The following is a 26,299-nucleotide window of genomic DNA, read 5'->3' as shown; positions in this document are numbered from 1 at the left end:
TGGGGAAGACAGCACTGTAGGCACTTTCGAGCGCCCTGGCGTCCCTGGGTGCACCTCGCCGTGCCTCACTTCGCCAGCGCGATGAGCGGCTTGCCCTTCTCGACGATGTAGGTTGCCAGCTCCGCCGCATTGCCGCTGCCGACGTTCTTCACCTCGTGGTTCGTCCCGGGCGGGATGAACAGGACCTCGCCGGCCTTGAGCGTCACCGGCGGCCTGCCGTCGAGCCGGTACTCGAGCACGCCTTCGATGACGTAGACGAGCTCTTCGCCGGGATGGTTGTGCCTGGGTGCGACCACGCCGGAGGCGATGTCGACGCGCACCTGGATCGCCTCGCGTCCTGCGATGCTCAAGTCGTGCCGCAGAAGGTCGATGCGCCCCACACCGGCCAGCTGTGCATGCGCGGTGTGCAGCGCCCAGCCGCTCGCCGCGACAGCCAGTGCCGCCGCGACCATTCGAATCGCTTTCATGCAATCTCCTGAAGCACGACGTGCAGGTTAGGGAACTGCGCACGCAATGCCATGTGCCCAAGGCAGGAGCTGCGAATCTGTCTTCGGAAGGACGCGGCGACGCGTTCGAGATTCTGAAAAGGTGGTTTGCGAAGACTGGCCTTTTCCCAGCGCGGCCTCGTCCCTACAGTTCCTCTCATCAATGAGCGAGCTTCATCGAAAGGGCCGGTCATTGACCCACTTCACCACAGGAACCGTCATGAGCACCAAGCACCTTTTCGCAGCCCTCGTCGCCGGACTCGGCGTCACCGCAACCCTGGCCCAGGAGGCCACGCCCGACGTCTGGGCGAAGTTCAAGGACGTCACCCTGCCCCAGCCGAGGAGCCGGGCCGAGGTCCTCGCCGAGCTCGAGATCTATCGCCGCTCGGGACTCGCCGAGCTCGAGCATGGCGAGGCCACCGACACGTTCAGCCGGCAGTACCGCCTCGCTTCCGCGCGCTACGCCGCCATGCGCTCGTCGCAGGAGTTCGCGTCCCTCGTGCAGAACATCGCGAAGCGTCGCGGCGAAGTGGTCGACGTCGCCGCGGCGCCGTCGACGACTTCGCCCTGATCGACGCTCGCGCTGGTCGTCGCAAGGCCGGTCAGCGCGGTTCGAGCGTGCGGGCGAAGAGGTCCACCGCCCAGTCGATGAACACGCGCACCTTGGCACTGACGTGCCGGTTGGGCGGGTACACGACATACAAGGGGAAGCCGCCCCGGGACCATTCGGGCAGAACGAGTTGCAGCGTGCCGGCCTTCAGATATGGCTCGGCCATGAACATGGCGGTGCGCACGATTCCCAGGCCCGCAAGCCCCGCAGCCAGCATCGCGCTGGAGTCGTTCACACCAATGGTGGACTTGGCGTTCACTTCGTACTGCTCGTCGCCACGCCGCAGCACGAAGCCTTCACCGCCCCAGGAAAAGAAGTTGATGACGCGGTGGGGGTCGTTGTCCAGGTCCGATGGATGCAGCGGCACGCCGCAGCGCTTCAGGTACGCCGGCGAAGCACACACGACACGCTGCATCTCGGCAATGCGACGCGCCACGAGAGACGGGTCCGTGACCGCGCCGGCGCGCAGCACGCAATCCACGTTCTCGCCGATGAGATCCACCGGCTTGTCGCTGATGCCGATATCGATCTGGATGTCGGGGTAGCGCGCGCAGAAGTCCTCCATCGCCGGGATGAGGATGAGGTTCGCGATGGGCGCCGCGACGTCGATGCGCAGCTTGCCTCTCGGGCTCATCTTGGCGTGCGACAGGCTCGACTCGATCTCCTCGATCTCGTCGAGCACGCGCACCGTGCGGTCGTAGTAGGCCGCGCCGTCTGCCGTGACGGTCACTCGCCGCGTGGTGCGGTTGAGGAGCAGCGTCTTCAGCTCCTGCTCGAGCGACTGGACCGAGCGCGTCACTTGCGCCTTCGGCACGCCGAGCGAGTCGGCCGCCTTGGTGAAGGTACCCGCTTCGACGACCCGCACGAAGGCCCTCATCGCGCCGAGCTTGTCCATGGTGCGTCCTCGATTGTGCTGAGAGTTGAAACGCTGCGACTGACGCAGCCCGATTTATCCGGGAGACCGTTGCTCCTATCTTTCTAGCACCGTCAACCGATGCGCCGTGCCATGAACAACTCGAGTCCCTCCAGAGTCATAGATGCTTCACCCTCCGGCGTCGAATTGCGCATCCCCGACGGCGCGGGCATCGTTCATCTCGCCCGGTGGTACCCGCATCCCGCAACGGATGCGCCCCTGGTCCTGCACCTGCACGCCGGTGGGTTCGTCAGCGCACCCGCGGCAGGCCGAATGACAGCCATCGAGCGACTGCTCGTCCAAGCTGGAGCCAGCGTCGTGTCGCTGCAGTACCCGCTCGCGCCCGCCCATCCGTTTCCGCATGCTCTCTGTGCTGCGTACACGTCGATGCTGCACCTGTATCGCGAGCCCACTTACGCCAGGAAGAAGACTTACGTCGCCGGTGCCGAGGCAGGCGGAAACATCGCCGCCGGGCTGGCGATGATGGTGCGGGACAGGAATGAGCTGCCGCTCGCAGGGCAGATCCTGTTCTCTCCAATGCTGAACCCCCTGCTGGCGACCGATTCCCAGCGCCGGGCGAAGGCAGGCACCGCCGGCTGCCGGTTCGTTGAAGCCTGGCGCCGCTACGCCCCACGTCCTTCCGACGCTTCCCACCCATACGCCGCTCCCGCTGACGCGGTGCGTCTCGATGGACTGGCGCAGGCCCTGCTCTTCACCTCGGACGACGACCCGCTCCGCGACGAGACACGGGCATATTCGCAGCGCCTCATCGCCCACGGCACGCACACGCAGCTGCTGTCGCTTCCGTCACCGACGAACTTTCCCGCGGCCTACATGCACGAGGCCCCCGCACAAGCGCCTTGGACGGCCGTCGCACTCGACTCGCTGCGCCGGTTGTTCGCCGGCACGGCCCACTCCTAGCCACTCATCGAGGACCTTCATCGTGAACATCACGCCCACCCGCGCGCCCTCCAGGCGCCGGGCGATCACCATCGGCGCAGCGGTCGCCGCCCTTGCTGCCGGTTCCGCTGCGACCCTCTTCGCCTTGCATGGCGGCCAGGCGACCGCCGCGCAGACTCCGGCAGCGCCGCAAGCCATTGCCGTGTCGGTGGCCTCCGTGGTTCAAGCGCCCGCGGCCGCCTGGGAAGAGTTCTCCGGCCGCCTCGAAGCTGTCGAGCACGTCGACATCCGCGCGCGGGTGTCCGGGGCCGTCCAGGCGGTGCACTTCCGCGAAGGAGCGCTGGTCCACGCGGGGGACTTGCTCGTGACCATCGACCCCGCGCCCTATGCCGCCGAAGTCGAGCGCGCGCAGGCGCAGGTGGCCGCCGCCGAGGCCCGCCTGACGCACCAGCGCGTCGAGCAGGAGCGTGCGCAGCGGCTCTGGCAGGAGCAGGCGATCTCGCAGCGCGAGCGGGACGAGCGCGATCACGGCCTGCGCGAAGCCGAGGCCAACCTCAGCGCCGCGCGCGCATCGCTGACCTCCGCCAAGCTGAACCTGGGCTACACGCAAGTGCGTGCGCCCATTGGTGGACGCGCCGGCAAGTTCGACGTGACCGTCGGCAACCTCATCGCCGCAGGTCCCGCGTCGCCCGTGCTGACCACGCTGGTCTCGGTGAACCCGATCTACGCCAGCTTCGACGTCGACGAGCAGGTGGTGCTGCGCGCGCTGCAGGACGTGCCCGGCGTCAATGGCGATCGCAGCCGGATCGACCTGATTCCCGTGCGCATGGGCACGGCGGCCAGCGACGGCACTCCGTACCCCGGCAAGCTGCAGCTCATCGACAACCAGGTGGACGCGCGCAGCGGCACCATCCGCGTTCGCGCGCGCTTCGACAACGTCCAGGGCGCGCTCATTCCGGGCCAGTTCGCCAAGCTGCGCCTGGGGCGCGCGAAGACCACGCAGGAACTGCTCATCACCGAGCGTGCCGTCGGCACCGATCAGAACAAGAAGTTCGTGCTGGTGGTCGGCAACGACAACAAGGCGGCCTATCGAGAAGTCACGCTCGGCGCCACTGTCGACGGCCTGCGCATCGTGACCTCCGGCCTGAAGCCCGAGGAGCGCATCGTGGTCAGCGGCTTGCAACGCGTGCGGCCGGGAGCGCTGGTGGCGCCGCAGCCCGTGACGATGGGCGGGACCGCCGAAGCGTCGGCGCATCCCGACAGCGGCAAGCGGTCCTGAGGCTCGCCGGGCCGGAGTGCGTCATGAACCTGTCCAAGTTCTTCGTCGACAGGCCCGTCTTCGCGGGCGTGCTGTCCCTGCTGATCTTCATTGCCGGCGCGATCTCGGTGCGCGGCCTGCCGGTGTCGGAGTACCCCGAGGTCGTCCCGCCTTCCGTCATCGTGCGCGCGCAGTATCCGGGCGCCAATCCGAAGGTGGTCGCCGAGACCGTGGCCACGCCGCTCGAGGAGCAGATCACCGGCGTGGAAGACCTGCTCTACATGAGCAGCCAGGCCACGGCCGACGGGGCGCTGACCCTGACGGCGACCTTCAAGCTCGGCACCGATCCCGACAAGGCGCAGCAGCTCGTGCAGAACCGGGTGTCGCAGGCCGAGCCGCGGCTGCCCGAGGAGGTGCGCCGGCTGGGCATCACGACGATCAAGAGCTCGCCCGACCTGACCATGGTGGTCCACCTGGTGTCGCCCCACGGCCGCTACGACCTCGCCTACCTGCGCAACTACGCAGTGATCAATGTCAAGGACCGCTTGTCCCGGGTGCCGGGCGTGGGCCAGATCCGCGTCTACGGCGCCGGCGAGTACGCAATGCGCGCGTGGCTCGACCCGCAGAAGATCGCCCAGCGCGGCCTGTCGGCCAGCGACGTCGTGCGGGCGATGCGCGAGCAGAACGTGCAGGCGGCCGCCGGCATCATCGGCGCGTCGCCGAGCAAGGGCATCGACGTGCAGCTGTCGGTCAACGCGCAGGGCCGCCTGCAGACCGTGGAGGAGTTCGGCGACATCATCGTGAAGACCGGCGCTGACGGAGCGGTGACGCGCCTGCGTGACGTCGCACGCCTCGAGCTCGGCGCGGCGGAGTACTCCCTGCGATCGCTGCTCGACAACAAGGAGGCGGTGGCGCTGGCGATCACCGCCCAGCCCGGCTCCAATGCCATCTCGATCGCCGACGGCGTGCGCGCCCAGATGGCGGAGCTGAAGAAGACGATGCCGGAGGACGTCGACTACACCGTCGTCTACGACACGACGCAGTTCGTGCGCGCATCGATCGAGTCCGTGGTGCACACGCTGCTCGAGGCGGTGATCCTGGTCGTCATCGTCGTCGTGCTGTTCCTCCAGACCTGGCGCGCCTCCATCATCCCGCTGCTCGCCGTGCCGGTGTCGGTGGTCGGAACCTTCGCGGTCATGCATGCGATGGGCTTCTCCATCAACGGGCTGAGCCTCTTCGGGCTGGTGCTGGCGATCGGCATCGTCGTGGACGACGCCATCGTCGTGGTCGAAAACGTCGAGCGCAACATCGAGGCCGGGCTCACGCCGCGCGAGGCGACCTATCAGGCGATGAGAGAAGTGTCGGGGCCCATCATCGCGATCGCGCTGGTGCTCGTCGCCGTGTTCGTTCCACTGGCCTTCATCAGCGGACTGGCCGGGCAGTTCTATCGCCAGTTCGCGCTGACGATCGCGATGTCGACGGTGATATCCGCGATCAACTCGCTGACCCTGTCGCCGGCCCTGTCGGCCCTGCTGCTGCGCGGCCACGACGCTCCGAAGGACGCGCTGACCCGCGGCATGGACCGTGTGCTGGGCGGCTTCTTCCGCGGCTTCAACCGCGTGTTCCGAAGCGGCGCCGAGGCCTACGGCGGCGGAGTGCGGCGTGCCATCTCGCGCAAGGCCGTCATGCTGGCGGTGTACCTGGCGCTGGCCGCCCTCACGGTCGGATTGTTCAAGGTCATCCCGCAAGGGTTCGTGCCGGTGCAGGACAAGCAGTACCTCGTCGGCTTCGCGCAACTGCCCGACGGCGCGAGCCTCGATCGCACCGAGGAAGTGATCCGCCGCATGAGCGGGATCGCGCTGAAGGATCCGGACGTTGCACACGCCATCGCCTTCATCGGGCTGTCGATCAACGGCTTCACCACCAGCAGCAACGCCGGCGTGGTGTTCGTGTCGCTCAAGCCTTTCGAGGACCGGCCGCGCGCGGGCCAGGACGCCGCCTCGATCACGGCGCGCCTGAACAAGCAGTTCGGCGCGATCCAGGAGGCCACCATCGTGCTGTTCCCGCCGCCGCCCGTGCAGGGCCTGGGAACGACCGGCGGCTTCAAGCTGCAGATCGAGGACCGCGGCTCGCTCGGCTACGAGGCGCTGGATGCGGCGACGAAGGAGTTCCTGGCCAAGGCGCGCAAGGCGCCGGAACTCTCGCGGCTGTGGACCAGCCTGCAGGTCAACGTGCCGCAGCTGTACACCGACATCGACCGCACCAGGGCCCGCCAGCTGGGCGTGTCGGTCACCGACGTGTTCGACACGCTGCAGATCTACCTCGGCAGCGCCTATGTCAACGACTTCAACCGCTTCGGTCGGACCTACACCGTTCGCGCGCAGGCCGACTCGGACTTCCGGTCGCACGCCGAGGACATCGGCGCGCTGAAGGTGCGCTCGTCCACCGGCGAGATGGTGCCGCTGTCAGCGCTGATGAAGGTCCAGTCCACCTTCGGGCCTGAGCGGGCGATCCGCTACAACGGCTTCCTGTCGGCCGACATCAATGGCACGGCGGCGCCGGGCTACTCCTCCGGCCAGGCGCAAGACGCCGTCCAGCGCATCGCCGCGGAGACGCTGCCGCCCGGCATCGCCTACGAGTGGACGGACCTGACGTACCAGGAGATCCTGGCCGGCAATTCCGCGGTCTGGGTGTTCCCGCTGGCCGTGCTGCTGGTGTTCCTGGTGCTCGCGGCGCAGTACGAGAGCGTGACGCTGCCGATCGCCATCGTCCTCATCGTCCCGCTGGGCCTGCTGGCCGCGATGACCGGCGTGTGGCTGACCAAGGGCGACAACAACGTCTTCACGCAGATCGGCCTGATGGTGCTGGTGGGACTGTCGGCGAAGAATGCCATCCTCATCGTGGAGTTCGCCCGCGAGCTGGAATTCGCCGGGCGCACGCCGATCCAGGCAGCGATCGAGGCGGCGCGCCTGCGGCTGCGGCCCATCCTCATGACCTCGTTCGCTTTCATCATGGGCGTGATTCCGCTGGTGCTGGCGACCGGGGCCGGCGCCGAGACACGGCGCGCCATGGGCGTGGCGGTGTTCAGCGGAATGATCGGCGTCACGGCCTTCGGCCTGTTCCTGACGCCGGTGTTCTACGTGCTGATGCGCCGCCTGGTGGGCAACCGCGCGCTGAGGCACCACGGGCAGACCACGCCGACGCCCACGGCGGATGTGGAGGCCGCCTGACATGAAGCCCTCTCTCGTCTACATGCGCCTGCTCCCGCTGGCGGCAGCCCTGGCGCTGGCCGCATGCGCGTCCCCGCCGGCGATCGACGCGTCGAAGCTTCCGGCCCCGCCCGCGGCGTTCAAGGAAGGCGACGGACACTGGACTGTCGCCGCTCCGGCCGATGCGCAGGCTCGGGGCGAGTGGTGGAAGGCGTTCGGCGATCCGCTGCTCGATCAGCTGATGTCGCGCGCCATCGAGCGCAACGACCGCATCCATGTCGCAGCCGCACGCCTGGCGCAAGCCCAGGCGCTGGTGCGCAGCGCGGACGCTCAGCGACAGCCCCAGATCGGCGTGTCGGCCGGCGCCACGCGCGGCGCGCAGCCGCCCGCAGGAGCGCCGCAGACGCAGCTGAGCGCCGGCGCCAGCCTGTCCTACGAGGTCGACCTGTTCGGCAAGCTGTCGCGGGCGACGGATGCGGCAGCACTCGACGCCGAGTCGCGCCAGGCCTTGCTCCGCAGCGCGCAGCTGCTGGTCCAGGCGGACGTCGCCCAGACCTACTTCACGCTGCGCGCCCTCGACATCGAGCACCGCATCGTCGGCGACACGGTGGCCGCGTACCGCGACACGCTGAGGCTGATCGAGTCGCGCTTCAGGGCCGGCGACGTGGCGGAACTGGACGTGGCGCGCGTGCGCACCGAGCTGGCGGCCACCGAGTCCGAAGCCTTGGCGTTGCAGGCCCAGCGTGCCCAGCTCGAACACGCGCTGGCGGTTCTGGTCGGCGAGGTGGCATCGAGCTTCTCCGTGGCGCCGGCGGCGTGGGATGCGCCCCTGCCGATCATTCCCGCGGGCGTGCCGAGCACGGTCCTGGCCCGCCGGCCGGACGTGGCGGCATCGCAGCGACAGCTGCTCGCTTCACAGGCGCGGGTCGGCGTGGCGCAAGCAGCCTGGTTCCCCGACCTCCAGCTGACGGCGGCCGGCGGCGTCGCATCGTCGGAGCTGTCGAACCTCTTCAAGGGATCGGCTCGCGCATGGGGCATCGGCGCCCTGCTGTCGCTGCCGCTGTTCGACGGCGGAAGGCGCGAGGCCGGCATCGAGGCGGCCCGGGCCGAGATGGACGGTGCGCTCGCCACCTACCGCGAGCAGGTGCTCGTCGCGTTCAAGGACGTCGAGGACCAGCTGTCGGCCTTGCGGCTGCTGGGCGAGCAGGCCCATGCCGAGTCCACGGCGGTCAGCTCGGCGAGCCGGGCGACGACGCTGTCCAATTCGCGCTACCGCAACGGGCTCATCAGTCAATTCGAGCTGCTCGACGCGCAGCGCAGCGAGCTGCGAAGCCGTCGCCAGGCGGCACGGGTTCGAGCCGCCCAGTACCAGGCCACCGTGGGCCTCATCCGCGCGCTCGGCGGCTCGTGGGACCGCCGGGCCGAGGCATCGTGACGACGCCAGCCCTCTCCGGGCGGCTGGTCTTCCTGATGACACTGAACTGCGCGCTCGCCGTCTCCACTGTCTACTACCACCAGCCGCTCCTGCCGCAGATGGCATCGTCGTTCGGCGTGACGCTCGCTCGCGGGAGTCTCGTTGCAACGCTGACGCAGCTCGGCTATGCCACCGGCCTGCTGTTCTTCGTTCCGCTCGGCGACACCCTCCAGCCGCGCCGGCTGGCATCGATGGCCATCGTCGCCAATGCGATCGCGCTGCTCGCCTGCGCGCTGGCACCGACGTTCTCGTTGCTCGCCGCCTTCAGCTTCGTGGTCGGAATGACTGCCATCACCGCGCAGATCATCATTCCGGCCGTCTCGGGCCGGGCAGCGCCGCAGGCGCGGGGACGTGTCGTCGGAACCCTGCTGGGTGGACTCACGTCGGGGCTGCTGCTTGCACGCACACTGAGCGGGTTCGTCGGAGCCCATCTCGGCTGGCGAGCGATCTTCGTGCTTGCCTCGGCGGTCGACCTCGTGCTTCTCGCCATCGTTCTCAGGCATCTGCCCGAGTCGACAGGCCTGACCTCGATGCGATACCGCGACCTCATGCGCTCGGTGGGTCGCCTGGTGCGCGAAGAGCGCCTGCTGCGCATCGCGGCCATGACAGGATTGCTCATGTTCGCCGCCATCAGCGCGCTGTGGTCCACGATCGCTGCGTTGCTCTCGCGGCCGCCCTACGGGCTCGGGCCCGCCACCATCGGCGCGTTCGGACTCGTGGGGCTGGTGGGCATCCCGTCATCGCCTCGAATCGGCACGATCGTCGATCGGGTCGGCGCCCGCACCATGGTCTTGGTGGGCTCGATCACGATCGCAGCCGCCTTCGGCTTCATTGCCGCGGGTGCGCTGAGCCTGGTCTGGCTGGTCGTCGGCATGGTGTTGATCGACCTCGGCAACCGTGCCGGCTTCGTTGCCAACCAGTCCCGCATCTTCGGGCTGCGGCAGGATGCGCGCAGTCGGCTGAACACCGTGTTCATGGTGGCCAACTTCCTGGGTGGCGCAGCCGGTGCGGCATTGGGCGGCCTTGCAGCACAGCACCACGCCTGGATCGGGCTGGCGCTGGTGGGCTCGGCGCTCGCGCTGGCGGCCATGGCGGTCAACCTGCTCGCCGCGACGCATCGAGCGTAGCCACGGCTTTGCGCCAGTTGCCCGGTCCCACAGTGGCGCACCATCCACGCACGCTCCACCGAGCAATCAGCGCAGCGGCCGAAAGGCATCCCGCAACTCGGCGCTGAACAGTTTCGGCTCTTCCAGGTCACTGACGTGTCCCTCGTGGCGCGCCGCACCTACTTTTCGCTGGACATCAGGCGCCGGGTCTACGTGATGCAACGCGGCGAAGAGCACTACGAAGCCAACGTCAGGTCGACGATCGCCCCTAACGACTCGAGCGCCATGCTGTCGGCCGGCCTGGCGGGCGTGGGCATCGTTTACACAAGGGCGTTCATGGCTGCGCCGCATCTTGCGACGGGAGCGCTTCAGGCCGTATTGACCGAATGGAGCGCGGGGAGCACGCCGCTGTTCGTCGTGTATCCACCCCATCGGCACGTCAGCAGCAGGCTGCGCATCTTCGTCGACTGGGTCGCGGGGCTCGTCGAGGAACAAAGCGATCGGGACGCCCTCTCCCGCTTGCGGGAGAGGGCTGGGGTGAGGGCCGGCGCGCACACCCTCACCCTGACCCTCTCCCGCAAGCGGGAGAGGGAACGTCCTGCTTGCCTGCGCGTTCCTTCGCGAACGGGGCCGGTCACGGGCTTGGAATGCTCTGCGGTGAAGAAGCGAGCGTGGTCTTCTAGTCGCGCGCCGGCCGGCAAGCCGGTGCTGGAGTTGCAGGGGTGCGCCTGCCGCAGGTCAGTGGCCCGATCATCGATGCGACGCCGACCAATCACCTCGACCTGGACACGACCCTGGTGCTGCTGGTGAGCTGGACCACGGCGCCGCGGGGCAGGTTCGCGCGCCAGAGATGGACAACGCTGCGTCGCCGAGCTTGTAGCGAGGTCTGCCCAAGGTTGGAACCTGCCTCCCCCTTCCGGCGCTGTCGAGAATGGTTCTCGCCTTCTAGCATCTCACCATGTGCCGTTCACGACGGCACGTGCCTTGCGGAGATGTTGCGTTGTCACTGCTCGTCGTTCTGCTTGCCCTCGGGCTGCTCATCTTCGTGGCCTACCGTGGCCACAGCGTGATCCTGTTCGCTCCCGTGGCCGCGTTGCTGGCTGTGCTGCTGACGCAGCCGGCGCTGGTGGGGCCGGCTTACGCCAGCGTGTTCATGGACAAGATGGTGCAGTTCATCAAGCTGTACTTCCCTGTTTTCATGCTCGGCGCGCTGTTCGGCAAGCTCATCGAGCTGTCCGGGTTCGCCAAAGCCATCGTCGCTTCCACCATCGAGCTGGTGGGTCGCCAGCGGGCCATGCTGTCGATCGTGCTGGTCTGCGCAGCACTCACCTACGGCGGCGTGTCGCTGTTCGTCGTCGTCTTCGCGGTGTACCCGTTCGCGGCGGAGCTGTTCCGCCATCTCGACATCCCCAAGCGCCTCATCCCCGGCACCATCGCGCTCGGCGCTTTCAGCTTCACCATGGATTCGCTGCCGGGCACGCCGCAGATCCAGAACATCATTCCGACCACGTTCTTCCGCACCACCACCTGGGCTGCGCCGTGGCTCGGGATCATCGGCGCGATGCTGATTCTCGTCGCGGGCCTCGTCTACCTGGAATGGCGACGCGCTGCCGCCGCTCGGGCCGGCGAAGGCTATGGCACCCACACGCTGAACGAGCCGCCGCCGTTCGTGGCCACGAACCTGCCCAACCCATGGCTGGCCATCTCGCCGCTCGTCATGGTGGGCGTGTGCAACAAGCTCTTCACCTCGTGGATCCCCGTGCTGTACGGCAAGACGGTGGCTGTCGCGCTACCCGGTCTGGCCCATCCCGTCACCACGGAAGTAGGCCCGCTGGTGGCGGTGTGGGCGGTCGAGGCTGCCTTGCTGGCGGGTATCGCGACCGTCCTGGTCTTTGCATGGCGCTCGGTGGCCGAACACTTCGTCGAAGGCAGCAAGTCGGCGGTGGCTGGCTCGCTGCTGGCGGCGATGAACACGGCGTCCGAATACGGATTCGGCGGTGTGATAGCGGCGCTTCCGGGCTTTCTTGTCGTGGCAGATGCGCTTCGTGCCGTGCCCAACCCGCTCGTCAACGAAGCGGTCTCCGTGACCGCGCTGGCAGGCATCACCGGCTCGGCCTCCGGCGGCATGAGCATTGCGCTCGCCGCCATGGCTGACCAGTTCATCGCAGGTGCCCAGGCCGCGCACATCCCGATGGAAGTGCTGCACCGCGTGGCCGCGATGGCGAGCGGCGGCATGGACACGCTGCCCCACAACGGGGCCGTCATCACGCTGCTCGCGGTTTCCGGGCTGACGCACCGTCAGTCCTACGGCGACATCTTCGCCGTGACTTGCCTCAAGACGCTCGCTGTTTTCGCCGTCATCGCCTTCTACCTGGCGACCGGCCTGTACTGACCCTGTTCCCCTTTCCCCCTCTCACCCCACTGGAGCATCCATGCGCGTGCAAGACCTGCGCGGCGGGCCCTTTGCCATGCCGCTGACCAGCCCCGCCTTTCCCCACGGGCCGTATCGGTTCATCGACCGCGAGTACCTCGTGATCACCTACGAGACCGACATGGCTGCGCTGCGCGCGGTCGTGCCGCAGCCGCTGGAGGTGAGCGAGCCCATCGTCAAGTTCGAGTTCATGCGCATGCCGGATTCCACCGGCTTCGGCGACTACACCGAGGCCGGCCAGGTCATCCCGGTAACGCTCGACGGCCGTCCGGGCAGTTATGTGCATGCGATGTTCCTGGACAACCACTCGCCCATCGCCGGCGGACGCGAGCTCTGGGGCTTCCCCAAGAAGCTCGGCGCGCCTCACCTGTCGGTGGCCAGCGACACCCTGGTGGGCACGCTCGACTACGGCCCGGTGCGCATCGCGACGGCCACCATGGGTTTCAAGCACCACGCGGTGGCGCCCGAAGCCGTGCTGGGCGCCCTGGCCGAGCCCAACTACCTGCTGAAGGTGATTCCGCATGTCGACGGCTCCCTGCGCGTGTGCGAGCTGGTGCGCTTCCACACGACCGACGTGACGCTGAAGGGCGCCTGGACCGGACCCGCGTCGCTGGAGCTGCATCCCCATGCGCTGGCCCCGGTGGCGGATCTGCCCGTGCGCCGCGTGGTGTCGGCACTGCACTTCGTCACCGACCTCACGCTCGCGCTGGGCACGGTCGTGCATGACTATTCATCGAGCCTGCCCAAGGAGTGAAACGCATGAAACTGAAAGACAAGGTTGCTTTCGTGACCGGTGCCGCCAGCGGCCTGGGCCACGAGATCGCGCTGACCTTCGCGCGCGAAGGCGCGCGGGTCGTGATCGCCGATCTCAACGAGCAGGCCGCGATAGCCGCCGCTCAGCGCCTGGCCGACGCCGGCCACCAAGCCCTCGGGGTGGCGGTCGACGTGGCGAACGAAACCCAGGTCTCCCAGGCCGTGGATCGTGCGGTCGCGCATTTCGGCGGGCTGGACATTCTGGTCAGCAACGCCGGCATCCAGATCGTCAGGCCGGTGGAGGAGTTCTCCTTCGAGGAATGGAAGCGCATGCTGTCCATCCACCTCGACGGTGCCTTCCTGACCACCCGTGCGGCGCTGCGCCACATGTACGCGGCGGGCCGCGGCGGCAGCATCATCTACATGGGCTCCGTGCACTCCAAGGAAGCCTCGCTGCTGAAGGCGCCCTACGTCACGGCCAAGCACGGCCTCACCGGGCTGGCCAAGGTCGTGGCCAAGGAAGGTGCTCCCCACGGCGTGCGAGCCAACGTCATTTGCCCAGGCTTCGTGCGCACCCCGCTGGTGGACAAGCAGATCCCCGAGCAGGCGCGCACGCTCGGCATCAGCGAAGACGATGTCGTGCGCAAGGTCATGCTCAAAGACACGGTGGATGGCGAGTTCACCACCTCCGCCGACGTGGCCGAGGTGGCCTTGATGTTCGCCTCGTTTCCCAGCAATGCGCTGACGGGCCAGTCCATGGTGGTCAGCCATGGCTGGTTCATGCAATAGCCCGCGCGGCGTCGCGCCGAAAGTCCAGCACATGAGCCGCAAGCCCCGTGATCGCCATGAGCAAGTCGTGCTGGTGCTGCCCGGCGGCGGCGCGCTGGGCGCCTACCAGGCCGGGGTCTACGAGGCGCTGTCCGGCGCGGGGCTCGAGCCTGACTGGGTGATCGGCACGTCGATCGGGGCCATCAACGCCGCGCTGATTGCGGGCAATCCCCAAGCCACGCGACTCGGCCGACTGCGCGAGTTCTGGCGACGCGTGGAGCAGAAGCATCGGTCGGCGCCTGGTCGATCGCCGCCAGCGGCCTGCCGGCCTTCTTCACGCCTCGCCTGCGTGCCTGGGCCGGCCCGCATGCAGCGCTGGGCCTCGACGAGGCTTCGTACTATTCGACAGAGCCCCTGCGGAGCACACTGCACGAGCTGGTCGACACTGAGTTGCTGGCCAAGGGCAGCACGCGCATCACCGTGGGCGCGGTCGCGGTACGCAGCGGGCAGATGAAGTATTTCGACAGCCGCGACACGCCGCTGGGGATCGATCATGTGATGGCTTCAGGCGCACTGCCACCGGCGTTCCCAGCGGTGCGCATCGACGGCGAGGCCTACTGGGATGGAGGCATCTACTCCAACACGCCGGTCGAACCGGTGATCGAGGACCGGCCCCGGCGCAGCGCGCTGATCTTCGCGGTCGACGTCTGGCAGCGAACGGCGGCCGAGCCGCGTTCGATCTGGGAAGTGATGGCCCGCCAGAAGGACATCCAGTTCGCCAGCCATGCCGACTCGCACATCGCGCGGCAAAGACAACTGCATCACCTGCGCCGTCTGCTGCACGACCTTCTGGATCGCTGGCCGGGGCCAAGAGACCAGATCCCGAGCCGGCTCAAGTTGGCCGCGCACGGCGCCGAGACGACGGTGCACCTCGTGCGCCTGAAGGCGCCGGCGATTCCGGGCGACGACTACCTGAAGGACGTCGACTTCACGCGCACGGGCATTCGCCCGCGTTGGAGTGCTGGACATCGCGACGCGCTGCAGGCCATCGTGCGCGCACCCTGGAGGGATCCAATCGATCCGATGCAGGGCTTGTTCGTGCACGAGTCGAACGGCTAGAAGCTGTGCCGGTGAAATATCGCGGTCATCGAAGAGCAGCCTCGCCAGGCAAAGTGCAAGGACCAGCGCGCCTGTATCTCGCCCCTCTCGCAGGAGGTCACAACGAACGGAGGAAGGCCAGCAAGGCGTCGCGATCCGCTTTCGACAGCGCCTGGAACCGCTGGCGGCTCACCGCCGCTTCTCCACCGTGCCAGAGGATCGCCTCGGTGAGCGTGCGTGCCCGGCTGTCGTGCAGATAACCCACCGGGACACTCTTGCTCGCAGCCACCAATTCGGTATAGCCGATGCCCCACAAGGCGGAGGTTCTCCACATGCTGCCGGTGGCCTGCCCCTCGACGAGGTTGTCAGCCAGATCGGGGCCCATGTCGTGCAGCAGCAGGTCGGTGTAAGGCTTGATCGTCTGGTTGCGCACCTCGGCCATCTCCGAGCCTTCGCCCGTCTTCATCGTGGCGGTATGGCACGCGATGCAGCGCATGTTCTCGAAGATTTTGGCGCCGGCGGCGACCTGCGCCGGATTGACATCCAGGTACGACAAGGGCGCCACGCCCTTCGGGAATCCGCTGGCGACGCTGCGCTGTGCGGGCACCGCCAGCAGGCGGAGGTAGCGCGTGATCAAGGTCAATGCGTCTTCGGAGAGCCCCTTCTCGACCTTGGCCGACGTGCACTTGGCCGGCCCGGCGAGGCAGTCGCGGTTCGGATAAACCGGCGACGTCACCGACATGTCGAGCAGCGCCGCCGCAGCGGACTGGTGGCGCAGGCTCACCTTGGAGGCCTTCCAGCCGTAGCGGCCCAGGCGCACGGCTCCCGTCTCCGGGTCGTACGCGTAGTTGGCCTGGCCCTTCACGCCGTCCGCGTCAGGGGTGGTGCGCACACGCGAGAGGATCTCCGCATCGGACACCGCCTCGAGCAGACCCATGCCGATCATCGGCTGAGCGCTGCGCAGCGAATGCACGGCAGGCGTCGGGCCGTCGAACGAGATCTTCGGCTTGCGCAGTTCCACCGCCGTGCCATCCGCGAGCGTCACGGTCTTGACGTCGAAGCCTGACACACGCACGCTGGTCCCCCAGTCCTGCAGCTTGCCCGTAGCGAGGGATCGCGCGTTCATCTGCACCGCCAGTCCATAGGTCGGATGCGGCAGTTGCTTTCCGTCGGCGTCGAGCGTCGCAGTGCGCACGGCCATCGTGTCCAGCCGTTGGTTGACGGCCGCCGGAGCGACGCCTCGGCCGTTGTTGATGTGGCATCCGAAGCACGAGGACTGGTTGAAGCGCGGGCCTTGCAATCCGATGGCTGCTTCGTTGCGGTCGTTGCCCACTTCGGTGTGATCGCCATTCCACAGGTTGGTGTGCAGCCAGCGACGCCCCTCCACGAAGCGCTGCATGTTCTGCATGCCGATGTTGTTGTGCGGCTGCTGGAAGATGAATTGCGCGTTGTCGGCGTAGTCGTAGGACACCGAGCCTATGCCACCCGACAGGGTTTCGTCCGGCAGCGGGGCGTTCATCAGCCGCGGCTGCACGCCATACCAGGGCCGCAGGCCCGTGCCCACCACGTAGGTCAATTCGTTGGTGTAGTAGCGAACGGCGCCGCTGTCGCCGACGGCGTCCATGGCTGCGCGGGTGGAGAAGAACGAGCCCGTGAACTCGAGGGCATCACCCGGCTTGAGCGGGCGTGCGGGAACGCTGACGCCGTTGGGGACCAGAACACCGTTGGCGTCGGGGGCGATCGCGGTGTGTCCGGGGTAGGTGTCGAAGACCACGCTGCAGCCGTCGTTGGCCCCGATGATTCCGTTGTAGCCGCTGGTGGGTCGGCTCAGCGCACCTTCCGGTGGTTTCGGCACCACGGGGCACGCGGCGACATCGTTGAATCCCGCCGTGTACGTCGAGTCGTCCAGCAGATCCCCCGGGCTCATCCAGCCGAAGCCGGTGACGCCGGTCGTGTCGAAGCGGCGAACGAATGAATGCCCGCCCCCCTTCTGGGCCTGCTGGAAGTACTGGTTGATGATCAGCTTCGGCTTGGTCACGCCGGCCACCTTGCTGTTGTCGATGAACTCGACGCCCCAGGTGCGGTTCTTGAAGTAGTTCGCCACGAAGTTCAGGTGGGCGCCGGGGCCCTTGTCCACCGGCTTGCCCGCGGCGTCGACGGTTTCGTTGAGGCCGTAGCCGATTTCGTTCCATTCCTCGCCGCGCTCGCGCGCGTGGCGGGACCGGCCGACCATGCCGAAGCGGGTCACCAAGGTGCCATCGGCCAGCGAGAACTGAACCATCTCGAGGGGAGCCTGCACGGCAGGCGCTGGCGCCAGCGCGGCGCCACTGGCCGGGAATTTCTCCGCCGAGGTGGACAACACGGGCAAGGAGTTGTCGCTGCCGGGAGACTTGAACTCCACCTCGAACAGCGAATATCCGAACTGCGTGGCACGGGCCACGCCTCGCATGCGGACGTAGCGGACGTTCGCGTTGAGGTTGAAGAACTCCTCGGTACCGCCCTTGGCGCCCGTCACGTAGCGCAGCTGGTACCAGGTGACGCCGTCGTCGGACGCTTCGAGCGCGTACTCCTTTCCGTACGCAGCTTCCCAGACCAGCTTCATGTAGCCGAGCTGCGTCTTGGTGCCGAAGTCGAACTGGATCCACTCTGCACTCGTGTGAGCACTCTCCCAACGCGTGGTGGCGCTGCCATCGATGGCATTTGCGGCGCTGTTGCCCTGGTTCGCAGACGACGAGGCTGTCGCAGCGACCGGCTTGACCGCAACGCCTGGATTGCTCATGTCGATGCCCGACGGCAGTTGCTGCGTGGGCGGTGGTGGGGGAGCAGCCACTGGGGCACCGGGCACCGGAAGCGCAGGCGCAGGCGCGGGCGCGGGCAACTCCAGCACGGGCTCCTCCGATCCGCCTCCCGGCGCAGGGGCCGCGGCGGGCGGAGCGGCAATGCCGTCGGACGCCTTCTCGCTGTTGCCGCCACCGCAGGCGCTCAGGGCAGCAGCGGCGAGCACGAGAGAACTCAAGGTCAGCACGGAGCGTGACCGCGTCTGATCCACAGGGACGATGTGCTTCATGGTGGAGACTCCTCTGATCGTTCTTGGTTGATGTGGCCGACCGACAGCTGCCATGAATCTTCAGCAAAGTTCGTCGGCATGCCGGTGTGTCGTGGTGTGCGCAGGATTGATGCCAAGAGCCACGGGCCGAATTCAGAACGGCAGCCCCATGTAGTGCCTCCCGAGTGCCGTGAGCTCCCCATTCGCAGCGAGCAGGCTCGTGTGGTGCGGATCGCCCCCTTGCGTCCAGCGTCCGGTGAACCATGCGTAGCGGAGAACGTCGGCGCGCGACTCGCAAAGCGCGACCATCTCGGTCATCTGCGCCATCTGCTTGTCCACCGTGTCGATCTGCGCGTTGCCGTCGCCGTTGTGCCAGTTGGCGAATTCGGTGACCCAGAACGGCTTGCCGTATTTCGTCAGGCGATCGAGCTGCTCCTTCAGGCCGTAGTCGTACCAGTGGAAGGCGAGGCAATCGATCCGCGGATCGCGGTTGCCGTTGACCGCGCGGTAGGCGGCGTAGAAGGCATCGAGCCACACCACCGGATCGGCGAAGCCCGGCATCGTGCCCCAGGTGATCGCAGGGCCGACGAGCTGCACGCCGGTCGTCGCGGCGATCGCCTCATAGCGCGGCCACAGCTGCGCGGCCTGCATCGGCGTCAGGTTGGCCTGGTCGGTCAGGTTCGGCTCGTTCAGCAGCAGCAAATAGTGGACATCCGGATGCGCCTGCAGGAAGGCAAGCGCCTGCGCGTCGTCGAAGTCGCGCCACAGCATGGGGATGAAGTCCATGCCGAAGCGCGCAGCGTGGTCGGACGGTGCGCCCGCGTTCGGCTGCAGACCCCAGCCGTACCACCAGCTGACACCGGGCGCGAGCGCGGCCAGGTCCGGTGCAGTGGCGAGGTCGTAGGCGATGCCGCGTTTCGAACTCTTGCTGTGGCCGCCGCCACCCGAGGGTGGTGGTGATGATGGTGATGGCGGCGATGGGGCCGACGGCGCCCCGCCGCCTCCGCCGCACGCCGTGAGGCTGGCCGCGGCCACAGCGGCGAAAGCCGTGGCAAGCAGGCGCCGCCGATCCTTGTTCTTCTTGTTGTTCACTGTCTGTTCTCCTGAGTTCTTGTTCGATGGCGTGGGCAAGGCCTGGGCAATGAACTTCAGGGAACTTCATGGCCGCGCGGTCTCGCCAGGGGATGGCGCAGCCTCCATGCCAGCGCGGCGCTGCGGGGTGTGTCACGCGTGGAATTCACAAATCGTTACGCGGATGACCCAACAGCGAAGAGAGCGCACCGCGCTGCATGTCGTTGTCCGTCACATCGCGCGAATCGCGCATGCCCTGAAACCGACATCGACCACTTCAGCGAAATTGAGTTTTGCAGGACATGGGCTATGCGCAAGCAGTCCAGGTCAGCAGACTGCGCCCAGGCAAATAGCTGCTTTGAACAAAGACGAGGAGTGCCATGTCTGCCGTGCCCATCGCTGCCTTTCCCGTGAAGCGCCTGAGCCACGCTCAAGCGCTTTGGCTCAAGGGGTCGATCCTCATCACCTTTCTCGCCGCCTCGAGCGCGCCGTCGCCGCTGTACGCGATCTATCGCGAGGCCTGGGGCTTTTCGGCACTGACGCTCACGCTGGTGTTCTCGAGCTACGCCTTCGCGTTGCTGGCCGCACTGCTCGTCTTCGGCGCGCTTTCCGACCATCGGGGCCGGCGCGACGTGCTGCTCGCCGCGCTGGGTCTCGAGCTGGTGGCGGTGCTCGTCTTCCGGGGTGCCGAGTCGGTCCATTGGCTGCTGGCTGCTCGCGTCGTGCAGGGCGTGGCGACGGGGATCGCGTCGAGCGCGCTGAGCGCCGGACTGCTCGACCTGCATCGCGAGCGCGGCGCGGTGGTCAACAGCGTTGCGCCGATGGTCGGCCTGGGTGTCGGCGCACTGGGTGCCAGCCTGCTCGCGCAGTTCGCACCGGCGCCGACGCAGCTGGTGTTCGAGCTTCTGCTCGTCGCCTTCGCGCTGCAGGTGGCGGCGGCGCTGTACTTGCCCGAGACTGTCGAGCGGCGGGCCGGTGCATGGCGTTCGCTCAGGCCCAGCCTGGCGATTCCCCTCAAGGCCCGCACGACCATGTGGCAGGTGCTGCCGGTCAACACCGCGCAGTGGGCGCTCGGCGGCCTGTACTTCTCGCTCGGCCCGACGCTCGCCCGCCTCGTCACGCACAACCATTCGCCGCTGATGGGCGGCGCATTGATCGGCTTGCTGTCCTTCGGCAGCGCGGCGGCCATCCTGATGGTGCGCAACCGCCCTGCTCGCTGGGCACTCGCGGTCGGCGCCGCGGCCCTGGCGATCGGCGTCGGCGTGACGGTGGCGGGTGTGCAATTCGAGTCGGCCGCGGCCTTCTTCGTCGGCAGCCTCATCGCCGGCCTCGGCTTCGGCGCCGGCCTCAACGCCGCGGTGCGCAGCCTGGTTCCGCTGGCCGCTCCTCACGAGCGCGCGGGGCTGATGTCGAGCTACTTCGTGCTGAGTTACCTCGCCTTCAGCGTTCCGGCCATCGTTGCCGGCCTGTTCACGGGCCAGTACGGCTTGCGGACGACGGCGCTCGGCTACGGCCTCGTCGTGATGGCGATGGCGGTGGCCGCGCTGGTGATGATGGCGAAGCGCGACAACGCTTGAATCTCTCGCTTTCGCTGGGGCCGGCCTGACGACCGGCTAGCCGTACCATCGTCGTCCAGCCCCAGCCTGGAGTTCCGTGATGGACCTCATCGCCGCGATGAACACCTTCGTCCGTGTGGTCGAAGCCGGCAACTTCACCAAGGCAGCAGACAGCCTCGATCTGCCGAACGCCACGGTGACGCGGCTGATCCAGGGGCTGGAGCAGCATCTGGAAGTCCGCCTGCTGCAGAGAACGACACGCACGCTCACCGTGACGCCCGAAGGAGCGACGTATTACGAGAGGGTGGTGAGGCTGCTGACGGAGCTGGCCGACATCGAGTCGTCGGCGAAACAGTCGCTGACGACGCCCTCGGGGCGCATACGCGTCGAGGCACCGGCGACCATCGGCACCATGGTGCTGCTGCCTGCGATGGGCGACTTCTACCGGGCCTATCCCGGGGTCGAGGTCGACCTGGGAACGAGCAACCGCAAATCCGACCTGATCGCCGAGGGCGTCGACTGCGCCATACGCGCCGGCAATATCGTCGAGGAGTCCCTGGTCGCTCGGCGCATCGGCGAGTTTCGCTTCACCACCTGCGCCAGCCCGCAATTCCTGGCCACCCACGGCGCACCGGCAACGCCGGACGAACTGAAGACGCGGACCACCATCGGGATGCTGTCCAGCCACACCGGCCGGGCGCACCCGTTCCGGTTTTCGAACGACTCGGGCGAGGTGCAAGTCCCGCCGTCCAACCGACTCTTGCTGAACGACACCAACGCCTACCTGGCGGCAGGCCTGACCGGCCTGGGCATCATCCAGGCGCCCGCATACGCCGTGCACGCCGCGTTGGAATCAGGCCGGCTGGTTGCGGTGCTCGAAGACTGGCAAACCCCGACCATCCCGGTTCACGTCATCTACCCGCCGAACCGCTTCCTCAGCGCCAAGGTCCGGGTGTTCATCGACTGGGTCGTCGACCTCTTCGAAAGACATCCCCACCTCAGGCGGAGCTGACCGGCGACGCCACGGCGTCGCGGGCATCGGCCCGCAGCAGAGCCAGCCGGACACGCTCGATGCCGGCATCCCTGATGCCGAGGCTGTCGAGCTTGCGCAAGGTCGCCTCGAAGTAACCCCGGCACGTGCCGAGGCTGCCCGCGCCCGTTCGGATGAAGTGCGCCACCTCGTCCGCGGCGAATGCTGCGTACCGGCCCTGCCTGCGATTGGCCACGAAGGTCAGCGCCCGGACGACGCGTCCATCGACCGACGCCGCAACCCATCGGGCGTCGTATCCGCCGAAGGCCATTTCGCGCCGCCACAGCAAGTGCAGCTCGTCACGCGCATGGCGAGCCGGGATGCGGAACAGCAGACCGTGGCAGGCACCGCCCCGGTCCAGCGCCATCATCACGCCCGGCTGCTTCGGCGACCCTCTGCCGATGAACAAGCGCAAGCAGAACCGGCGATGCCAGCCCCGCACGCGGGCCTTGTGGACCTGCGTGTGCTCCATCGCCGGGTTCCACATCAACGATCCGTAGCCGAACACATGGACGTCTGCGGCCGGGTCATGATGTCTTAGAGCGTCGCTCAGAGACGCGTCGAGCTCGTCGTCGCTGCGTATCTTCATGCCCGCCGGCGGAGCGGCCCGCAGTGCGTCCAGCCAGGTGCCGGCGCTCAGCCTTTGCCGGGTCAGCGCGTGAAGGTCGTGGGTTCTGTCGTCTGCGGTCATGCGGTGCGCCATCGTGTCGCGGCAGCCGCATCAAACCACTCCCGAACCGCCCGAAAAAGGCGCCTTCACGGAAAGCAGTTTTGCTGTCGCGACCGAGCACGCACCGCACCCGGTGTCATCACCCCAGATAACGGGCGCCAGGCTGCGCGTGCGAAAAGCGCTGCGACAGCTCGCGGCGGCTTGCCTCGTACCGGGTCCAGTCCTCGCCGTCCTGCAGCGGCGGGATGGTCACGACTTCACCCTGGTCGAATCCGGCGAGCGCCGCATCGACCATGGTGTGCGCGTCCATGACCCAGCCTTGCGGCAAGTGCGCGTGCGACATGCCCGCCACGTCCCAGAACTCGGTGGCCGTTGCGCCCGGCAGCACCGTCTGCACCCGGATGCCCTTGTCGGCGAGCTCGTGCTGCAGCGACTGGGTGAGAGCCAGCACATAGGCCTTGCTGGCGCCATACACACCGTTGAGGATCTCGGGCCCGATGGCGACGATCGATGCGATGTTGATGATCGCGCCGCGGCCGCGGGCAACGAAGCCGGGCACCGCCGCATAGGTCAGCCGCGTCAGCGCCGTCACGTTGACGTCGATCATTTCTTCCATCTTGTCGACGTCGGTGGCGAGCAGCGGCGTCACGGCGCCGAAGCCTGCGTTGTTGACGAGCATGGACACGCCCGGCTCGTTGCGCAAAAAGGTCTCCACCTTGGCCAGGTCGGACCGGTCGCTCAGGTCGGCGCGCAGCGTACGCACCGCACGCCCCGTTTCGCTGCGGATGCGCTGCGCTTGCTCAGCGAGCCGCTCCTCGTTGCGCGCCACCAGCACCAGGTCGTGGCCACGCCCGGCCAGCCGGTCGGCGTAGATGGCACCGATCCCGCCCGACGCGCCGGTGATCAGTGCGGTTCCCTTGTCTGCCTTTGCAGTCATGTCCTTGCTCCATGTGAACCGATCAGTCATCGGCCTTGCAATGGTGGGGCGGGACGACTAGTCTTGAATGTCATGCTTCCAGCAAAAAAGGACATCTTCATGAAGACCGTCGCCGTGGTGCTTTTCCCGGGGTTCGAGATCCTCGATCTCGCGATCACCACGGTGTTCGAGCTGGCCAATGGAGAGCTGGGCCGGCCGGCCTATCGGCAGGTGCGCCTGTCGGAAGACGGCGGGCCCGTGGCGAGTTCGTCCGGCGCCACGGTGGACTCGCGGAGATTCCGCATCGATGACATCGACACGGTGCTGGTGATGGGCTCCATCACGGCACCGAGCGCCACGCCGGCGATGCAACGGTTTCTGCAGCGGGCACAACGCTCGAGCAGCCGCATCGCCAGCATCTGCACCGGCGCGTTCCTGCTCGCACAGGCCGGCGTGCTCGACGGCCGGCGCGCGACGACCCATTGGGCCGTCACGCAGGAGTTGCAGAACCGCCATCCGCAGATCAAGGTGCTGCCGGACCACATCTTCGTGAAGGACGGCAACGTCTGGTCGTCAGCCGGCATGACGGCCTGCATCGACCTCGGGCTGGCGCTGGTGGAGGAGGACCACGGCGTCGACCTGGCGCGCGCGATCGCGAAGAAGATGGTGGTCTACCACCGGCGCACGAGCGGGCAGTCGCAGTTCTCGGCGCTGCTCGAGCTGGATCCGAAGTCCGATCGCATCCAGAAGGCGCTGACCCATGTCCGCGCCAACCTCCGGGACCGACTGTCGGTGGAGGACCTGGCCGAGGTGGCGCACCTCAGTGCGCGGCAGTTCAGCCGGATGTTCAAGGCCGCGACCGGACAGGCACCGGCGCACGCGGTGGAAAAACTGCGCGTCGAAGCCGCGCGCAACCTGATCGATGCCGGCGAGTTGCCGCTGGCCGTCGTCGCCAAGGAGACGGGCTTCGGCGATCCGGACCGCATGCGCCGTGCGTTCGTGCGCACGCTGGGCCAGCCGCCTCAGACGATCCGCCGCGTGGCGCGCCAGCAGGCCGCCTAGTGGCCTGTAACGGTCGATTCGGGAGTGAAGGCCGCGCAGGCGGTGCGCAGGGCAAGGCGCAAAGCGCAGCGATGCCCGTAGGCATCGCGAGCATTTGCAACGCCGCCATGCGCGTCGCCTGCGCGGCAGGCACTTCCGAATCGGCCGTTACAGGCCACTAGTCGGCGTTGGGCCACGGCCCCTCACCCCGACCCTCTCCCCCTGCGGGGGCGAGGGAGAGAGACGGGCTCCCTCTGCCGCTTGCGGGAGAGGGTCGGGTTCGACCGCAGGGAGTGGCCGTTGCGCGAAAGAGCGCGGGGCCTGCAAAACACGATCAGTTCTTCGATTCCGGCAGGCCGAGACACCCTCATGCGAAGCAGGCATTCTCGGCGGGGCGCGCGGCGAATGCGTCCTTCGCTTCCCCGACCCCGAGCAGCCGCGGCATGGCCACACCGTTCTTCGCTGCGACGATCTCGGCCAGGATGGACAACGCGATCTCCGGCGGCGTGCGGCTGCCGATGTACAAGCCGGCCGGACCGCGCAAGCGTGCGAGCTGCTCGTCCGTCATGCCGAAATGGGTCTTCAGGCGCTCGCGCCGGCTGGCGTTGTTCGCCCGCGAGCCCAGCGCCCCCACGTAGAACGCCGGTGTTTCCAGTGCGTCCATCAGCGCGAGGTCGTCCAGCTTGGGATCGTGCGTCAGGGCGATCACCGCAGAGCGTTCGTCCAGCGCCATCGCCTGCACGGCGTCGTCCGGCATGCAGCGCACCAGTTGCACCCCTTCGGGGTCGAAGGTCTCGGCGTACTCGTCGCGCGGATCGCAAACCGTCACGTCGAAGCCCAGGCCGACGGCGATCTGACAGAGGTAGCGCGACAGCTGTCCCGCGCCGATGACGAGAAGGCGAAAGCGCGCCCCCAGCACGCTGCGCAGCGTCTGCTCGTCGCAGTGCAGCTCGTCGACGCACGATGCATCGCCTAGGTCCACGGCGCCGCTGTCCAGATGGAGGGTTCGCAGCGTGAGAACGCGACGCTCGAGGCGTTGCACCAACTCTTCGATGCGGCTGTGGGACCCGAGCGGCTCCAGCGCGAGTTGCAGCGTGCCGCCGCACGGAAGGCCGAAGCGATGCGCCTCCTCTGCACGCACGCCGTAAGTGACGAGGCACGGCTTGCCGCCGGGCGCGACAGCCTTGATGCCGGCGTCGCGCACCTTGGCGATCAGGTCGTCCTCGATGCAGCCGCCGGACACCGAACCGGCCACCAGCCCATCGTCGCGGATCGCCATCATGGCGCCCGCCGGGCGGGGCGAAGACCCCCACGTGCGCACCACCGTGAGCAGCGCGGCCTCTCGACCGAGCGCCAACCATGACGCGCAACGACTCAGCACATCGACATCGACGGCATCCATCCGCTTTCCTACCAATGGGTCAGGATCCAGGCGCCCGCACACACCAGCACGGCGCCCACAAGCCATGCCCAGGCTGGAACACCGCGCGGCGCCTCGGTCTCGGGCTGCGGGGCGTCGGCCGGCGGCTGAAGCCGGGCCTCGAATGCGGTGAAGAAATCCTCGGTGATCTTGGCGGCGACCGCATCGACCAGACGAGAGCCCACTTGCGCCAACTTTCCGCCGACCTGGGCCTGCGCCTTGTAGCGCAGGCGCGTCCCCTTCTCCTCTTGCGACAGCATCACCTCCGCCACGCCGCTTCCGAAGCCGGCCACGCCACCCCGCCCGTCGAACGCAATCGAGTAGCTGTGCGGCGGCTTGACGTCGCTCATCTTCAGCGTTCCCTTGAAGCGGGCGCTGACGGGACCGACCTTGACGGCCATCACTGCAGAGAGCAGATCAGCGCCGGTGCGTTCGAGCGACTCGCATCCTGCGATGCAGGACCGGAGCACCTCGGGATCGTTCAGCGCCTGCCACGTCGTGGCGATGGGCGCGCAGATCAATCGTTCGCCAATCAGCTGCATGG

General features: G+C 67.7%; 21 protein-coding genes and 1 pseudogene. 14 read left to right on the top strand and 8 right to left on the bottom strand.

What is annotated here, in order from left to right:
• Nucleotides 1–65 precede the first annotated feature (65 nt).
• Nucleotides 66–467: a cupin domain-containing protein gene (locus P7V53_RS12630; RefSeq protein WP_280155820.1), complete on the bottom strand. Its 402-nt coding sequence runs from the start codon at nt 465–467 to the stop codon at nt 66–68.
• A gap of 238 nt (nt 468–705) precedes the next feature.
• Between P7V53_RS12630 and P7V53_RS12625 the strand changes: the two genes are divergently transcribed.
• Nucleotides 706–1,056 carry a DUF4148 domain-containing protein gene (locus P7V53_RS12625; protein ID WP_280155819.1) on the top strand — a complete coding sequence of 117 codons (351 nt, stop codon included), beginning with the start codon at nt 706–708 and terminating at the stop codon, nt 1,054–1,056.
• Nucleotides 1,057–1,087: 31 nt separating this feature from the next.
• Here the strand turns inward: P7V53_RS12625 and P7V53_RS12620 are convergent, their stop codons facing one another.
• Nucleotides 1,088–1,990, bottom strand: a complete 903-nt coding sequence (locus P7V53_RS12620; RefSeq protein WP_280155818.1) for a LysR family transcriptional regulator — start codon at nt 1,988–1,990, stop codon at nt 1,088–1,090.
• A gap of 99 nt (nt 1,991–2,089) precedes the next feature.
• Here P7V53_RS12620 and P7V53_RS12615 point away from each other — a divergent pair, with 99 nt between their 5' ends.
• The 10 genes and pseudogenes from P7V53_RS12615 to P7V53_RS12570 all read left to right on the top strand — a co-directional run bounded on the left by P7V53_RS12615 (nt 2,090) and on the right by P7V53_RS12570 (nt 15,026).
• Nucleotides 2,090–2,929 (top strand): alpha/beta hydrolase fold domain-containing protein, encoded by an 840-nt coding sequence (locus P7V53_RS12615; protein WP_280155817.1) that lies wholly within the window; start codon nt 2,090–2,092, stop codon nt 2,927–2,929.
• Nucleotides 2,930–2,951: 22 nt separating this feature from the next.
• Nucleotides 2,952–4,187: an efflux RND transporter periplasmic adaptor subunit gene (locus P7V53_RS12610; RefSeq protein WP_280155816.1), complete on the top strand. Its 1,236-nt coding sequence runs from the start codon at nt 2,952–2,954 to the stop codon at nt 4,185–4,187.
• 23 nt (nt 4,188–4,210) lie between these two features.
• The gene (locus tag P7V53_RS12605) at nt 4,211–7,396 is read left to right on the top strand and encodes a multidrug efflux RND transporter permease subunit (RefSeq protein ID WP_280155815.1); all 3,186 of its coding nucleotides are present in this window, start codon (nt 4,211–4,213) and stop codon (nt 7,394–7,396) included.
• A gap of 1 nt (nt 7,397) precedes the next feature.
• Nucleotides 7,398–8,810 carry an efflux transporter outer membrane subunit gene (locus P7V53_RS12600; RefSeq protein ID WP_280155814.1) on the top strand — a complete coding sequence of 471 codons (1,413 nt, stop codon included), beginning with the start codon at nt 7,398–7,400 and terminating at the stop codon, nt 8,808–8,810.
• Complete coding sequence (locus tag P7V53_RS12595) at nt 8,807–9,976, top strand: MFS transporter (protein ID WP_280155813.1); 1,170 nt, start codon at nt 8,807–8,809, stop codon at nt 9,974–9,976. The genes P7V53_RS12600 and P7V53_RS12595 overlap by 4 nt, the downstream gene beginning before the upstream one ends.
• Nucleotides 9,977–10,111: 135 nt before the next feature.
• Nucleotides 10,112–10,765 carry a LysR substrate-binding domain-containing protein gene (locus tag P7V53_RS12590; RefSeq protein ID WP_280155812.1) on the top strand — a complete coding sequence of 218 codons (654 nt, stop codon included), beginning with the start codon at nt 10,112–10,114 and terminating at the stop codon, nt 10,763–10,765.
• A gap of 190 nt (nt 10,766–10,955) precedes the next feature.
• On the top strand, nt 10,956–12,347 hold the full coding sequence (locus P7V53_RS12585; RefSeq protein WP_280155811.1) for a GntP family permease: 1,392 nt from the start codon (nt 10,956–10,958) through the stop codon (nt 12,345–12,347).
• A gap of 40 nt (nt 12,348–12,387) precedes the next feature.
• Nucleotides 12,388–13,140, top strand: a complete 753-nt coding sequence (locus P7V53_RS12580) for an acetoacetate decarboxylase (RefSeq protein WP_280155810.1) — start codon at nt 12,388–12,390, stop codon at nt 13,138–13,140.
• Between the two features lie 5 nt (nt 13,141–13,145).
• On the top strand, nt 13,146–13,928 hold the full coding sequence (locus P7V53_RS12575; RefSeq protein WP_280155809.1) for a 3-hydroxybutyrate dehydrogenase: 783 nt from the start codon (nt 13,146–13,148) through the stop codon (nt 13,926–13,928).
• 31 nt (nt 13,929–13,959) lie between these two features.
• A pseudogene (locus tag P7V53_RS12570) lies at nt 13,960–15,026 on the top strand (patatin-like phospholipase family protein).
• A gap of 97 nt (nt 15,027–15,123) precedes the next feature.
• Here the strand turns inward: P7V53_RS12570 and P7V53_RS12565 are convergent.
• A complete protein-coding gene (locus tag P7V53_RS12565) occupies nt 15,124–18,072 on the bottom strand; it encodes a di-heme oxidoredictase family protein (protein ID WP_280155808.1) in 2,949 nt (982 codons plus the stop codon).
• Nucleotides 18,073–18,204: 132 nt separating this feature from the next.
• Nucleotides 18,205–19,143 (bottom strand): glycosyl hydrolase, encoded by a 939-nt coding sequence (locus P7V53_RS12560; RefSeq protein WP_280155807.1) that lies wholly within the window; start codon nt 19,141–19,143, stop codon nt 18,205–18,207.
• 359 nt (nt 19,144–19,502) lie between these two features.
• Between P7V53_RS12560 and P7V53_RS12555 the strand changes: the two genes are divergently transcribed.
• On the top strand, nt 19,503–20,699 hold the full coding sequence (locus tag P7V53_RS12555) for an MFS transporter (RefSeq protein WP_280155806.1): 1,197 nt from the start codon (nt 19,503–19,505) through the stop codon (nt 20,697–20,699).
• Nucleotides 20,700–20,778: 79 nt separating this feature from the next.
• Nucleotides 20,779–21,690 carry a LysR family transcriptional regulator gene (locus tag P7V53_RS12550; RefSeq protein ID WP_280155805.1) on the top strand — a complete coding sequence of 304 codons (912 nt, stop codon included), beginning with the start codon at nt 20,779–20,781 and terminating at the stop codon, nt 21,688–21,690.
• Here the strand turns inward: P7V53_RS12550 and P7V53_RS12545 are convergent.
• Nucleotides 21,677–22,411, bottom strand: a complete 735-nt coding sequence (locus P7V53_RS12545; RefSeq protein ID WP_280155804.1) for a gamma-glutamylcyclotransferase — start codon at nt 22,409–22,411, stop codon at nt 21,677–21,679. The two genes, P7V53_RS12550 and P7V53_RS12545, sit on opposite strands and share 14 nt — an antisense overlap.
• A 106-nt stretch (nt 22,412–22,517) precedes the next feature.
• The gene (locus P7V53_RS12540) at nt 22,518–23,315 is read right to left on the bottom strand and encodes an SDR family oxidoreductase (protein ID WP_280155803.1); all 798 of its coding nucleotides are present in this window, start codon (nt 23,313–23,315) and stop codon (nt 22,518–22,520) included.
• Between the two features lie 99 nt (nt 23,316–23,414).
• Here P7V53_RS12540 and P7V53_RS12535 point away from each other — a divergent pair, with 99 nt between their 5' ends.
• A complete protein-coding gene (locus P7V53_RS12535; RefSeq protein ID WP_280155802.1) occupies nt 23,415–24,356 on the top strand; it encodes a GlxA family transcriptional regulator in 942 nt (313 codons plus the stop codon).
• Between the two features lie 346 nt (nt 24,357–24,702).
• Here P7V53_RS12535 and P7V53_RS12530 read toward each other — a convergent pair whose 3' ends face one another.
• Both P7V53_RS12530 and P7V53_RS12525 read right to left on the bottom strand, forming a co-directional pair.
• Complete coding sequence (locus P7V53_RS12530; protein WP_280155801.1) at nt 24,703–25,737, bottom strand: XdhC family protein; 1,035 nt, start codon at nt 25,735–25,737, stop codon at nt 24,703–24,705.
• A gap of 8 nt (nt 25,738–25,745) precedes the next feature.
• Nucleotides 25,746–26,297 carry a carbon monoxide dehydrogenase subunit G gene (locus P7V53_RS12525; protein WP_280155800.1) on the bottom strand — a complete coding sequence of 184 codons (552 nt, stop codon included), beginning with the start codon at nt 26,295–26,297 and terminating at the stop codon, nt 25,746–25,748.
• Nucleotides 26,298–26,299 lie beyond the last annotated feature (2 nt).

Source organism: Piscinibacter sp. XHJ-5 (assembly GCF_029855045.1).
GTDB lineage: Bacteria > Pseudomonadota > Gammaproteobacteria > Burkholderiales > Burkholderiaceae_C > Albitalea.
Note: the sequence above shows the minus strand (reverse complement) of the source record. Positions and strands in the feature narration are given on the sequence as shown.

Bases quoted from the DNA above. Each gene is read 5' to 3' on its own strand.
- P7V53_RS12615 (WP_280155817.1), top strand. From the start codon at position 2,090: ATGCGCCGTGCCATGAACAACTCGAGTCCCTCCAGAGTCATAGATGCT.
- P7V53_RS12620 (WP_280155818.1), bottom strand. From the start codon at position 1,990: ATGGACAAGCTCGGCGCGATGAGGGCCTTCGTGCGGGTCGTCGAAGCG.
- P7V53_RS12525 (WP_280155800.1), bottom strand. From the start codon at position 26,297: ATGCAGCTGATTGGCGAACGATTGATCTGCGCGCCCATCGCCACGACG.
- P7V53_RS12630 (WP_280155820.1), bottom strand. From the start codon at position 467: ATGAAAGCGATTCGAATGGTCGCGGCGGCACTGGCTGTCGCGGCGAGC.
- P7V53_RS12535 (WP_280155802.1), top strand. From the start codon at position 23,415: ATGAAGACCGTCGCCGTGGTGCTTTTCCCGGGGTTCGAGATCCTCGAT.
- P7V53_RS12545 (WP_280155804.1), bottom strand. From the start codon at position 22,411: ATGGCGCACCGCATGACCGCAGACGACAGAACCCACGACCTTCACGCG.
- P7V53_RS12605 (WP_280155815.1), top strand. From the start codon at position 4,211: ATGAACCTGTCCAAGTTCTTCGTCGACAGGCCCGTCTTCGCGGGCGTG.
- P7V53_RS12625 (WP_280155819.1), top strand. From the start codon at position 706: ATGAGCACCAAGCACCTTTTCGCAGCCCTCGTCGCCGGACTCGGCGTC.
- P7V53_RS12565 (WP_280155808.1), bottom strand. From the start codon at position 18,072: ATGAAGCACATCGTCCCTGTGGATCAGACGCGGTCACGCTCCGTGCTG.
- P7V53_RS12540 (WP_280155803.1), bottom strand. From the start codon at position 23,315: ATGACTGCAAAGGCAGACAAGGGAACCGCACTGATCACCGGCGCGTCG.
- P7V53_RS12555 (WP_280155806.1), top strand. From the start codon at position 19,503: ATGTCTGCCGTGCCCATCGCTGCCTTTCCCGTGAAGCGCCTGAGCCAC.
- P7V53_RS12575 (WP_280155809.1), top strand. From the start codon at position 13,146: ATGAAACTGAAAGACAAGGTTGCTTTCGTGACCGGTGCCGCCAGCGGC.
- P7V53_RS12530 (WP_280155801.1), bottom strand. From the start codon at position 25,737: ATGGATGCCGTCGATGTCGATGTGCTGAGTCGTTGCGCGTCATGGTTG.
- P7V53_RS12600 (WP_280155814.1), top strand. From the start codon at position 7,398: ATGAAGCCCTCTCTCGTCTACATGCGCCTGCTCCCGCTGGCGGCAGCC.
- P7V53_RS12580 (WP_280155810.1), top strand. From the start codon at position 12,388: ATGCGCGTGCAAGACCTGCGCGGCGGGCCCTTTGCCATGCCGCTGACC.
- P7V53_RS12550 (WP_280155805.1), top strand. From the start codon at position 20,779: ATGGACCTCATCGCCGCGATGAACACCTTCGTCCGTGTGGTCGAAGCC.